9 protein-coding genes are annotated in these 11466 nt (G+C 60.7%); 4 read left to right on the top strand and 5 right to left on the bottom strand.

The window, feature by feature from the left end:
- Window positions 1–51: 51 nt before the first annotated feature.
- The 4 genes from P3T24_RS10850 to P3T24_RS10835 all read left to right on the top strand — a co-directional run bounded on the left by P3T24_RS10850 (window position 52) and on the right by P3T24_RS10835 (window position 4151).
- Window positions 52–963 (top strand): OmpA family protein, encoded by a 912-nt coding sequence (locus P3T24_RS10850; RefSeq protein WP_429434470.1) that lies wholly within the window; start codon window positions 52–54, stop codon window positions 961–963.
- Between the two features lie 28 nt (window positions 964–991).
- Window positions 992–1627 carry a response regulator gene (locus P3T24_RS10845; protein WP_429405795.1) on the top strand — a complete coding sequence of 212 codons (636 nt, stop codon included), beginning with the start codon at window positions 992–994 and terminating at the stop codon, window positions 1625–1627.
- 233 nt (window positions 1628–1860) lie between these two features.
- Window positions 1861–3240 (top strand): ATP-binding protein, encoded by a 1380-nt coding sequence (locus P3T24_RS10840; protein ID WP_429434468.1) that lies wholly within the window; start codon window positions 1861–1863, stop codon window positions 3238–3240.
- Entirely contained in the window at window positions 3237–4151 is a 915-nt protein-coding gene (locus P3T24_RS10835) for a hypothetical protein (RefSeq protein WP_429434465.1), read from the top strand. Before P3T24_RS10840 ends, P3T24_RS10835 begins: the two co-directional genes overlap by 4 nt.
- A 131-nt stretch (window positions 4152–4282) precedes the next feature.
- Here the strand turns inward: P3T24_RS10835 and acnA are convergent, their stop codons facing one another.
- The 5 genes from acnA to P3T24_RS10810 all read right to left on the bottom strand — a co-directional run bounded on the left by acnA (window position 4283) and on the right by P3T24_RS10810 (window position 11378).
- Complete coding sequence (acnA, locus tag P3T24_RS10830) at window positions 4283–7000, bottom strand: aconitate hydratase AcnA (RefSeq protein ID WP_074266624.1); 2718 nt, start codon at window positions 6998–7000, stop codon at window positions 4283–4285.
- A 40-nt stretch (window positions 7001–7040) separates the two neighbouring features.
- Window positions 7041–8492: a bifunctional 2-methylcitrate dehydratase/aconitate hydratase gene (locus tag P3T24_RS10825; RefSeq protein WP_429405788.1), complete on the bottom strand. Its 1452-nt coding sequence runs from the start codon at window positions 8490–8492 to the stop codon at window positions 7041–7043.
- A 36-nt stretch (window positions 8493–8528) separates the two neighbouring features.
- Window positions 8529–9044: a hypothetical protein gene (locus P3T24_RS10820; RefSeq protein ID WP_074266622.1), complete on the bottom strand. Its 516-nt coding sequence runs from the start codon at window positions 9042–9044 to the stop codon at window positions 8529–8531.
- Between the two features lie 104 nt (window positions 9045–9148).
- Window positions 9149–10336, bottom strand: a complete 1188-nt coding sequence (gene prpC, locus P3T24_RS10815; RefSeq protein ID WP_429434463.1) for a bifunctional 2-methylcitrate synthase/citrate synthase — start codon at window positions 10334–10336, stop codon at window positions 9149–9151.
- Between the two features lie 25 nt (window positions 10337–10361).
- Window positions 10362–11378, bottom strand: a complete 1017-nt coding sequence (locus tag P3T24_RS10810; RefSeq protein ID WP_429434460.1) for an HpcH/HpaI aldolase/citrate lyase family protein — start codon at window positions 11376–11378, stop codon at window positions 10362–10364.
- Window positions 11379–11466 lie beyond the last annotated feature (88 nt).

The following is an 11466-nucleotide window of genomic DNA, read 5'->3' as shown; positions in this document are numbered from 1 at the left end:
ACAGTTCTGAAGACTGGTCTTGGCACTGCACAAGATACTGCCTCGGGTGCGGTGACGCCGCAATGGCTGAACACCTACGCGCCGGTTAGCCATGGTGGCGAAGCGCTTGCCGCGCTCCAGCAGCGGCTGAACAACCTACCCGCCGACAAGAACAGCTACTTTCACACCAAGGCCCAATGTTGGATCGACGCTGGACGAGCTCAGCGGGATGCGCACGATCAATGGGGTTTTGTTGAGGAAGCCATCGGTCAAGCTGCAATCATCACCTTCGGTCTGGAAAACGACACGCCGCTCTCCGCAGCCAATCCCGAGTTGCGTACTGTATCGACGGTGCGTCCGGATTTGTGGAAGATCGTCAACGTCATCAAGAGCGATCCGGTCACCGCCCGCTGCCCGGAGGCGCAAGCGCCGCTCGCCTGTGCCGAAGTCGAATTGATGCTCGCCGGTCACTACGCATGGACCCGCAATTTCTCAGCTGCCGAAAAGGCGCTCCCCGATATTCAGGGGAATTTGCACAAATCGGCAGAAGCAGCACTGCAATGCGCGCAACCATCCACACCCGCACCCGCCGCAAGCGTCGCCGCACCGGCGATTACGCTTAGAGCCGACTCGGCGTTTCGCTTCAACGGTAGCGATGTCGCCGCACTGTTGCCACGTGGCAAGACTCAGCTAAACGGGGTGGCCGCTGCCTTGCAAAAAGCGAAGGGCATTCGTCGACTGAGTATTAGCGGGTATACCGATCGTTTGGGCAGTGATGCGTACAACCAGAGGCTTTCGCTTCAACGCGCACTGACTGTGAAGGCTTATCTGGTCAAACGCGGTGTGACCTTGCCGATCACCGTCACAGGACTTGGCAAGGCCAGCCCAGTGGTGGAATGCAACCAGACCGATCATGTCGCTCTGGTGCAGTGTCTTGCGCCAAACCGGCGTGTCGAGATTGGCTTCGTGCGCAATAGCGACTGAATCGAAATACCGTTAGGAGGACAACTGTATGAGCACCATCCTGATTGTGGACGATCATCCCGCATTTCGGCTCGTTATTAAAATGCATCTCGCCAAACTGCTCGGCGTCAACGATGTCTTCGAGGCCGACAATGGGCAGACGGCCGTTGAGATAGCCCGGCAGCACTTGCCGGACCTCGCTATACTCGATTTGGACATTCCGCGTATTAATGGGCTCGATGTCATTCCAAGGCTGAAGCTGGCCCATCCGGATATCCGCGTTCTGGTGCTGTCGGGTCAAGATCCTTCAACCTTTGCGCCGCGTGCCATGCGTGCGGGAGCACAGGGTTTCGTCGGCAAATCGCAGGAGATGAAGGAAATCATGCGCGGCGTCGAAGCGGTGATGGCCGCCTATACAGTTTTTCCGATGAACATCGGGGCTACAGGAACAAGCCCAACCTTGGCTGCCGGTGAAGAGGAGGAGAAGCTTGAGCTGCTCTCTGACAAGGAGTTGATGATTCTGCAAATGCTTGCCAAGGGCATGTCGAATAAAACTATTGGCGATGCGTTATTTATGAGCGATAAAACAGTCAGTACATACAAAGGTCGAATTCAGGAGAAGTTGGGTCTGTCTTCGTTGGCGGGGCTGATCGAATTTGCGGCCCTTCAGAAGCTGATCGACTGACCGGGCCACGTATGAACATGATGAAGCGGTCGGGTTCTCCAGTGCCCACACGGACGTGCACCCGCCGTTTCTCTCACGCAGCGCGGGCGGTCTCGATTCACGATGCGATCGCATTTGGCAGCGTTGTTGCGTTCGCGTTGCTGTGCATCGTGTCGGCGCGTGCCGACACGATGCCGGCTGCCGTTCGCGGCACGGGATGGGATGTCACGAATATTGCCCGCCCGCTGGCAGCGTTGCGCATCAGCGATGTGGCGGTTGCTTGGCAATGTTTAGCCGTATTGCTGTCCGTGCTTATGATCCTCACAACCATCGCCTTGGTTGGATGGTGCAGAACGCGTGTGCTGCTCAAACGAGCTGTCGCGACCGCGCGCGCTGTCGAGAACGAATGGCAGCGCCGGTTCGCAGCGGTCGAGTCCCGAGAGCAGGCCTCCGGGGTCGGTGTCGCGTCACAGGCGTTTGTCGCCACCAATCGGGAGCGCGAGCGTGTGTACGCAGCCATGCGCGACTTCGTTGGTGGTCCCTTGTCCGCGCTCGCCAGCTTGCTGGATGAGCTCAACGAATCATCCTCGCAGCCGCCGCAGAAGCAACTGGTGGGCAAAATTCACGTTGCCGTGCGCGCATGGGCACGCGCGCTAGAGGACATGCTCGCGTCCATGCCCATCCAGTCGCGCACCGTTGTCTTTGATGAAACGGTGACGGACGTGCGGGAACTCATTGATGGGGTGGCTGCACTGTTCTCTCACACCACGGCGCAGAAGGGCGTGTGCCTGAGCACCACCGTAGATCAGTCGGTCGACGCTTTAGTTCTCGCCGACGGTACCCGACTTGGCCAGATTATTTTTCATCTCTTGAGTCGTGCGGTGCGGATCACTGAGCACGGCGAGATCACAGTCACCGCACGCGCGGAAACGCTAAATGCCGGCTCGCAACGAATATTCGTGAGCGTAACGGCTGCAGGCGCTGACACGCCGGCTTCTCCCACTTGCTCAGCGCGAATGCACATACCCACGTCGTTTGACGTGCCCGCGCCTGAGGGAGAGTTACGTGACGAGGAAGCTCTCAGTCTGGAACTCTGCCAGCAACTGACGCAATGCATGCGCGGCGAACTCAAGGTATCGAGTGACGCTGCCAGGGGCACATGCAGCATATTCAGCGCGCCGTTCACTATTGAACGCCCGCAAGCGTTTAACGCGTCGCACCGTGTAAATCTCCAGAAGACGACACCACAGCCCATTGCGGCGGAACCTCCGGCGGATTCCCCCGTCCCGTCGACCGAATCGTTTGATCGCAACTACCTCGACGCGCTATCGAATGAAGGCGTCGACCTCCGCGCGTTCATCCACGGTTGGCGCCGATCAGTGCACGACGATCTGCAGCAGATCCGCGGACTGCGGACCCGGCACGACATGGACGGAATGCGCTCCTCGTTGCACAGATTGAGCGGTGCAGTCGGTCTCGTCGGCGCGCATAGTCTGATGGAAGCACTACGGCATGCCAGCGCGACCCAGCGCGAATCAGCGGGACATTTGCTCGACGAACTCGAAAAGCGCATTGCCGCGCTGATGATGCAACTCGACCAGGCGGTCGAGCCACACCGGAGCAACTCGCAATGACTCGACCGCTAGCATTGATCGAGGGCGATCTGACGATCCCGCTGCCGCGGCCGTACGACGGTCTGCCGCCACCTTTTGGGTCGCACCGGAACGTGATGCGCGAAGCCGTGCAGCGCGCTGTTCGTCAACCCGCGGCACCGCGGCCGGCTGGCCCCTTTCCGCCGGGCGTAAAGCACATCCTGTTTTATAAGATGCTGCCACAACGCGCGGACACTGGGCGCTACGACGCCGCATTGGCGGAGGCGAAGCGGTATCTTGAAATGGGTACGGTTCGTCCGCGCTCGACGCGTTCGGATCATCTGCTCGCGGCGTCGATTTTCGCCGGTTGCACAATGGCGCTCACGTGGTTGCTCGTTACATGTTCCATGAAGGACGCTGAGAAGACGAAAGCGCTTCAGGTCGCTCCAGCGAGCACCACTGCTGCTACGGGTCGCGTCAAGCTGCAGCCGCTTAGACAGGAAGGTAAGCCAGCCGCCATGGAAACGGAGAAAGCGGCCGCAATCAATAACTCGCCGCCCAAGCAAATCATCCAGATAGTGCCAAGGCAGACCGTACAACTCCCCGCTCGTGAAAACGACGCACACATCGCCTCGCCCACAAAACCGCCGAAGCGAGTGAAGATGGCACGCTTGTCCGGAGCCCATGTAAACGAACGGGTCGCACTGAACCGCGCCACCCATCCGGCAGCACGTCCCGCAGTATCGACTCAGCCCGAATGGCCCACCAGCGCATCGCGTGCCCATGAAAGCGCATCGACCGACGACACCCCATGGCTGAACTGGTCCATCCAACAGCGGCATCCAGCCACTCGCGCCGCAACGCCACTCGACAACAGCTGGAACGACCACATGACCCAACGCCGGATCACCGATGACCCCGCTGCCTTCCACGTAGACCGCGGCACGCAATAACGCGCCAGACAATAAAAAAACCCGGCCAAGGCCGGGCTCTCAAATCGGCTGCGTCCTTCCACAAGGACGCAGCACCTGCAAACCGCTTCCGCTTTCGCGTCTGACGTCTACTTAACGCATCAAGCGTTAAGTTAAGCAGCCAGCAGCGAACGCAACACGAACGGCAGAATCCCGCCGTGCTTGTAGTAGTCCACTTCGATCGGCGTATCGATACGCAGCAGAACCGCCACGCGCTTCTCCTTGCCATCCTTGCCGCGAATCACCAGCGTGACTTCCTGCTGCGGCTTGAAGTCGTCGCCGAGGCCTTCGACATCAAACGTTTCTTCGCCAGTAATGCCCAGCGATTGAACGCTATCCGAGCCCTTGAACTGCAGCGGCAGCACGCCCATACCGACCAGATTCGAACGATGAATCCGCTCGAAGCTGCGAGCGACCACAGCCTTCACGCCCAGCAGTTGCGTACCCTTGGCCGCCCAGTCACGCGACGAGCCAGTGCCGTACTCTTCGCCTGCCAGCACGACGGTCGGTGTACCCGCGTCGATGTACTTCATCGCTGCGTCGTAGATCGACATGTTTTCGCCGCTCGGCTGATGAATCGTCAGACCGCCTTCAACGCGCGTACCGTCTGCCTTCGCCGGGATCATCAGGTTCTTGATCCGCACGTTGGCGAACGTACCGCGCATCATCACGTCGTGGTTGCCACGGCGCGAGCCGTAGCTGTTGAAGTCGGCTTTCTGCACGCCGTTTGCCTTCAGCCACTTGCCTGCCGGCGAGTCTTCCTTGATCGAGCCTGCCGGGCTGATGTGGTCGGTCGTCACCGAGTCACCGAAGATGCCCAGTGCACGTGCACCCTTGACCGCTGCAATGCTGTCGGCCGGCTGCATCGAGAAGTCCTTGCCGAAGAACGGCGGCTCAGCGATGTAGGTCGACTTCGGCCAGTCGTACACCTGACCTTCCTCGCCTTCGATCTTGCTCCACAGGTCGCCCTTCTTCGTGAGCTGTGCGTAGTTCTTACGGAACGCTTCGGCGTCCAGTGCGAACTTGAGCAGGTCGTTGACTTCGTCGCTGGTCGGCCAAATGTCGCCCAGGTAGATGTCCTTGCCGCCCTTGCCCTTGCCAACCGGCTCGGTCATCAGGTCGCGCGTGATGTTGCCGGCGATTGCGTAGGCGACAACCAGCGGCGGCGATGCCAGGAAGTTGGCGCGGATGTTCGGGTGAATACGCGCTTCGAAGTTGCGGTTGCCCGAGAGCACAGCCGCTGCGACGATGTCGTTCTTCGTGATCGCTTCGTTCAGTTCCGGCGTCAGATCACCTGCGTTGCCGATACACGTCGTGCAACCATAAGCAGCCAGTTCGAAACCCAGCTTCGACAGGAACGGCAGCAGACCCGTCTTCGTCAGATACTCGGTGACGATACGCGATCCCGGGGCGAGCGACGTCTTGATGTGCGGAGCCACGGTCAGGCCAGCTTCCACAGCCTTCTTCGCCAGCAGACCCGCAGCCAGCAGCACGCTCGGGTTCGATGTGTTCGTGCACGACGTGATGGCAGCGATCAGGATGTCGCCGTTCTTCACGTTGACACCGTTCGTCGTCGTGTATTGCGCGTCCAGATCGGCGGACTTCTTCGCAAAACCGTTTTCTGCAACCGGCTTCGAGAACAGATCGCTGAAGGTCGACTTTACGTGACCGATTTCGATCCGGTCTTGCGGACGCTTCGGACCTGCCAGCGACGGCGCCACCGTGCCGAGGTCGAGCTTGACGACCTTCGTGTAGTCGATTTCGCCAGCCTTCGGCACGCCGTACAGACCTTGCGCCTTGAAGTAGTTCTCGAAGGCGGAGATTTCTGCGTCGGTGCGGCCCGTGCCCTTGAAGTAGTCGATGGTCTTTTCGTCGACCGGGAAGAAGCCCATCGTTGCACCGTATTCCGGCGCCATGTTGCCGATCGTCGCGCGGTCCGGCAGCGACAGCGTGCGCGTGCCTTCGCCGAAGAACTCGACGAACTTGCCAACAACCTTTTCCTTACGCAGCAGTTCGGTAACCGTGAGCACCAAATCAGTTGCGGTCACGCCTTCGCGCAGCTTGCCCTTCAGTTCGACGCCCACCACGTCCGGCGTCAGGAAGTAGACCGGCTGGCCGAGCATGCCCGCTTCCGCTTCGATGCCGCCCACGCCCCAGCCCACCACGCCGATACCGTTGATCATCGTCGTGTGGCTGTCCGTGCCGACCAGCGTGTCCGGGTAGTACACCGTGTCGCTGCCGTCCGTCTTCTTGTGCACACCGCGTGCGAGGTACTCGAGGTTCACCTGGTGAACGATACCCACGCCCGGCGGAACGACCTTGAACGTGTCGAATGCCTGCATGCCCCACTTCATGAACTGGTAGCGCTCGTTGTTGCGCTGGAATTCCAGTTTCATGTTCAGGTCGAGCGCATCCTTTTGACGGAAGTAATCGATCTGCACCGAGTGATCGACCACCAGATCAACCGGGACCAGCGGTTCGATCGACTTCGGGTTCTTGCCGGCGCGTTGCGCGACACCGCGCATTGCCGCGATATCGGCGAGCAGCGGCACGCCGGTAAAGTCCTGCAGCACCACGCGCGAAACCACAAACGGGATTTCGTCGACGCGCGAAGCGGTCGGCTTCCAGTTTGCCAGTTGCGTGATGTGTTCTTCGGCGATCTTCTTGCCGTCGTAATTGCGCAGCACCGACTCCAGCACGATACGGATCGAAACCGGCAGGCGGTCGATCTTGATATTCAGTGCCTTGCCGAGTTGCGGCAGCGAATAGAACTTGCCTTTGCCGGAACCGCTGTCGAATTCCTTGAGCGTTTTGTGGAGGTTGTGGGCCATGGTGTTTTCCTTGGTTTGATCGCGGAACTACAGTACTGAACTAGATGACATACAGATCGACGTATTCATTGACCGGCATGGCTTCGAGCCTTGCCTGGTCCAGCGACACATCGAGAATCGCTTGTTGCTGCTTGACCGGAAACTTGCGCGCGAGGTTGGTCCTGAACTTCTCGACCAGCAACGGGATGCCGTCTTCACGGCGGCGCTTGTGTCCGATCGGGTATTCGACCACTACCTCGTCGAATGTCGACCCGTCGTTGAATTCGACCGTCAGTGCATTGGCGATCGAACGCTTCTCCGGATCGTGATAATCCTTGGTGAACTGCGGGTCTTCCACGCAGCTCATCTTGTCGCGCAACGCGTCGATGCGCGGGTCCTGCGCGACGGAATCTTCGTAGTCCGCGGCGGTCAGGCGGCCGTAGATCAGCGGCACGGCGATCATGTACTGGATGCAATGGTCGCGGTCGGCCGGATTGTTCAGCGGCCCTTTCTTGTCGATGATACGGATCGCGGCTTCGTGTGTGCGAATCGTGATCTTGCTGATGTCTTCCACAGTCTTGCCCGCTGCGCGCAGTTGCGCATGCAGCGTCATGGCCGCTTCCACTGCAGTCTGCGAGTGAAACTCAGCCGGGAACGAAATCTTGAACAGCACGTTTTCCATCACGTACGAGCCGTACGGGCGCTGGAATTTGAATTCGTTGCCCTTGAACAGCACGTCGTAGAAGCCCCACGTCTTCGCTGTCAGAACAGACGGATAGCCCATCTCGCCAGTCTTCGCGATCAGCGCGAGTCGCACGGCGCGCGAAGTGGCGTCGCCCGCGGCCCACGATTTGCGCGAGCCGGTGTTCGGCGCGTGGCGGTAGGTGCGCAGCGCCTGACCGTCCACAAGGGCCAAGGAAACCGCATTGATCAGCTCATCACGCGTGAGGCCAATCAGCCTGCCGATAACGGCGGTCGAAGCCAGCTTAACCAGCAGGACGTGATCGAGCCCAACCTTGTTAAACGAGTTTTCCAGCGCAATACAGCCCTGGATTTCATGCGCCTTGACCATGGCGATCAAGACGTCTTTCATCGTCAGCGGCTTTTTGCCGGTGGCGATGGCGGTACGCGACAGCCAGTCGGCCGTGGCGAGAATCCCGCCCAGGTTGTCCGACGGGTGGCCCCACTCGGCGGCGAGCCAGGTGTCGTTAAAGTCCAGCCAACGGATCATCGCGCCGATATTGAAGGCGGCCTGAACCGGGTCGAGCTGGAAAGACGTGCCAGGCACCTTGGCGCCGTTGGGGACGATCGTGCCGGGCACGATTGGTCCCATCAGCTTGGTGCAGGCCGGGTAAGTCAGTGCCTCGAGTCCGCAGCCGAGCGTGTCGATCAGGCAGTGACGCGCCGTTTCCAGCGCGAGCGTGCTGTCGATCGGGAAATCCAGAACGTAATCGGCGATATCGACCAGGACCTGGTCCGGGTCGGGCCGTACGTTGGATATCGGAGCGGACATCGGGGCTTTCCTTCCTGAAACGAAACTAAGGGAAACTTAGTTCTGCGGGTTCTTGATCAGCTCGTTCGATTGCGTCGGAGCCGGCGCGCCTTGCGACATTTCAGCTGTCTTGCACTCGTCCGCGAGACGCGAACCGTCATTGTCCGAGAACAGCATCGCCTTGGTCGGGATCACGACCAGGTCCAGACCCGAAGCGGCGTCGTGGAAGCGGTCAGCGCCCGTCGTGGTGGTTTCGCGCGGCAGGTTGTAGTTCTTGTTCGCCCAGTGAACAGTGACGATCTGATCGCGCTTCATGTCGCCCTTCATGTCGAACGACAGACCTTCGTTACACGACCACTTGATTGCACCGTCCGGCACCGGATCGACCTGCGCTTCTTTCTTCGGGTTCGGCTTACGCTTGATCAGGCGTTTCGGAGCCGGCCTTTTCGGCGTGGCCTTCTTGGCGGTGGTCGCGGCGGTGCCCGACGCCGTTTGTGCGGAAGCGTCCGTCGTGGCGATCAGCATCGTCGTGGACAAGGCGCCGACAACGGCGGCGATCAGCAGCTTTTTCATGGAGTTAGCCTTTTCTATCTAATATCGGTTGAACAGTGCGCGGCTACCGGTGGGAGCAGCCGCCAGGGTGGAACTGCACGCGCCCTGAAAGCGCACAGCGGACGCTATTTTCTCCTATTTAGCGTCACGAACTTCAAATTCTCTGGGCCGGTGTAGTTCGCGCTCGGCCGGATGATCTTGTTGTCGATGCGTTGCTCGATGATGTGCGCGCTCCAACCCGCCGTACGGGCGATCACGAACACCGGTGTAAACATCGCTGTCGGCACACCCATCATGTGGTACGACACCGCGCTGAACCAGTCCAGGTTCGGGAACATCTTCTTGGCGTCCCACATCACGGTTTCGAGCCGCTCGGCGATGTCGAACAGCTTCGTGCTGCCGGCTTCCTTCGAGAGCTTCTTTGCGACTTCCTTGATGACCTTGTTGCGCGGATCGGAGATCGTGTACACCGGGTGGCCGAAGCCGATCACGACTTCCTTGGCGTCGACGCGGCGGCGGATATCCGCTTCAGCCTCGTCGGGACTCTGGTAGCGCGACTGGATTTCAAACGCGACTTCGTTGGCGCCGCCGTGCTTCGGGCCGCGCAGCGCACCAATCGCGCCGGTCAGTGCCGAGTACATGTCGGAGCCCGTGCCGGCGATCACGCGGCCGGTGAAGGTCGATGCATTGAATTCGTGCTCCGCATACAGGTTCAGCGAGATGTGCATCGCCTCGACCCACGACTTCGACGGCTCGACGCCGTGCAGCAGATGCAGGAAATGGCCGCCGATCGAATCGTCGTCGGTCTCCACCTCGATGCGCTTGCCGTTATGCGAGTAGTGGTACCAGTAGAGCAGCATCGAGCCGAGCGAGGCCATCAGCTTGTCAGCGATATCGCGTGCGCCGGGGAGATTGTGGTCGTCCTTCTCGGGCAGCACCGTACCGAGCACCGAGACGCCGGTGCGCATCAGGTCCATCGGATGGGCGGCTGCCGGAATCCATTCCAGCGCGGCCTTGACGTTGGCGGGCAGGCCGCGCAGCGCCTTCAGCTTGGCCTTGTAGGCCGTCAGTTCAGCCTGCGTGGGCAGCTTTTCGTGCACCAGCAGGTAGGCGATTTCCTCGAATTCGCAGGTGCTGGCGATGTCGAGAATGTCATAGCCGCGGTAATGCAGGTCATTGCCGGTCTTGCCGACCGTACACAGGGCAGTGTTACCCGCCGTCACGCCAGACAGCGCAACGGATTTCTTCGGTTTGAAGCCGCTCGGGGCTCCGCTCTCGCCTGGTATCGCTGCGGCTTGCGTCTTTTCGCTCATCTCCAGCAGTCTCCTGTATGTCCGCTCATGATGCGGACTCTTTGGTGGAACCGGTTGTAGCAAAGAGCGGTGCGGCTTCGGCCGGCACCGTGCGTCCCGTCGAGCGCGCGCGGCGCAGCACCGACCAGTAGTAGCGATAGCTCGCGCGGTCGTGCAAGGTGTCGTGATGGCGAGTCGGGCCCCACTGGGCGGCCTGCGCCGCCAGCAGGATTTCGGCGGCCGTGGCGATCTCTTCATCGCGCGGCGAAAAGGCGGCCACGATAACCGGCACCTGCGACGGATGGATGCTCCACATCCGCGTATAGCCGAACTCGTTGCGGGCGCGGGTGGCGTCATTGGCTACCACGCTCATGTCGCGCACTTCGGTGCTAACGTTGTGTGACGGCACCTTCCCGTGCGCGTGACAGGCCGCGGCGATCTCGAGCTTGGCGCGCCGCACCAGCGGGTGATCGAACTGGCCGGGCGAGCGCATCGCCGTATCGGGGATCGCGCCGTCATGCGCGGAGACGAAGTCCATCAGGCCGAAGCTGAGCGCTTCGACGCCCGGCAGGGCGGCCAGATCGAACGCTCGCGCCAGTGCGCCATGGGTTTCGACCAGCAACTGCACCGGCACGGCTTGAGCGATGCCGAGCTCACGCCGCGTCGCTTCGATGTACGCGCACATTTCGGCGGCATCGGGGACGCTGCGGACCTTCGGTAGGGTGATATACGCAGGGGCGCGTTTGGCGGCGCGCAGGATCAGGCGCACGTCGTCGCGCCAATGCGGATGGTTGAAATCGTGGATCCGTACGCCTACGCGGCCGAAGCGGTCGTGCTCGCTGCCCAGCAGCGACGCCACCAGCTCCGCATGCTCGGCTTCGCGGCCCACCTGGGCGCCGTCTTCGCAATCGAGCGTGATGTCGAACACCGGCCCCAACTCCTGCTGCAAAGCGAGCGATTTCAGCATCAGCTTTTCACTGCCGGCGTAGTGATCGCAGGCAGGCAGGACTGTGGGCGGCGCTTCGCCGTCAAACAGCACTTCGGCGGGTGTGAGGGCGCGCATCTTCGGCGTCAGGGGCGTATTGGCTCGTTGAGAATCGGATTCGACCGCGTTCTGCCTGGTGTTGCCTGACGGGCTGGAACAGCGCATC

Origin of the sequence: Paraburkholderia sp. GAS33 (assembly GCF_050436645.1) — a bacterium.
In the GTDB taxonomy this organism is placed as follows: domain Bacteria; phylum Pseudomonadota; class Gammaproteobacteria; order Burkholderiales; family Burkholderiaceae; genus Paraburkholderia; species Paraburkholderia phenazinium_B.
The sequence above is the reverse complement of the archived record's forward strand: the minus strand, read 5'-3'. Positions and strand labels throughout refer to the sequence as shown.

Coding starts and splice junctions, on each gene's coding strand:
- P3T24_RS10835 (WP_429434465.1), top strand. CDS start 3,237: ATGACTCGACCGCTAGCATTGATCGAGGGCGATCTGACGATCCCGCTG.
- P3T24_RS10810 (WP_429434460.1), bottom strand. CDS start 11,378: ATGCGCGCCCTCACACCCGCCGAAGTGCTGTTTGACGGCGAAGCGCCG.
- P3T24_RS10825 (WP_429405788.1), bottom strand. CDS start 8,492: ATGTCCGCTCCGATATCCAACGTACGGCCCGACCCGGACCAGGTCCTG.
- P3T24_RS10845 (WP_429405795.1), top strand. CDS start 992: ATGAGCACCATCCTGATTGTGGACGATCATCCCGCATTTCGGCTCGTT.
- prpC (WP_429434463.1), bottom strand. CDS start 10,336: ATGAGCGAAAAGACGCAAGCCGCAGCGATACCAGGCGAGAGCGGAGCC.
- P3T24_RS10820 (WP_074266622.1), bottom strand. CDS start 9,044: ATGAAAAAGCTGCTGATCGCCGCCGTTGTCGGCGCCTTGTCCACGACG.
- acnA (WP_074266624.1), bottom strand. CDS start 7,000: ATGGCCCACAACCTCCACAAAACGCTCAAGGAATTCGACAGCGGTTCC.